The 233-nt window shown below is 50.6% G+C and carries 1 rRNA gene; it reads right to left on the minus strand.

Features of this window, described 5'->3' with window-relative positions:
* A 5S ribosomal RNA gene (gene rrf, locus KNP67_RS15325) occupies window positions 1-86 on the minus strand; the annotation flags it as partial.
* Window positions 87-233 lie beyond the last annotated feature (147 nt).

A 233-nucleotide genomic window follows, 5' to 3' on the forward strand; every position in this document is an offset into this window, starting at 1 on the left:
GACCCCCAACTACTTTCGGCGCTGAAGCGCTTAACTTCCGTGTTCGGCATGGGAACGGGTGTGGCCGCTTCGCTATCGCCACCAGACAAAAGAATATTAACATCGCCCCAAGGGCGTGTCAATCCATTTCAGGGTTGTTCCCTGAAAACTGAAGACTCATCAATTCACACAAACCATTAGACTAGATCAAAGCCTCGACCGATTAGTATCATTCAGCTCCACACGTCGCCGTG

The sequence above is a fragment of the Exiguobacterium sp. s157 genome (genome assembly GCF_018618205.1).
GTDB lineage: Bacteria > Bacillota > Bacilli > Exiguobacteriales > Exiguobacteriaceae > Exiguobacterium > Exiguobacterium chiriqhucha.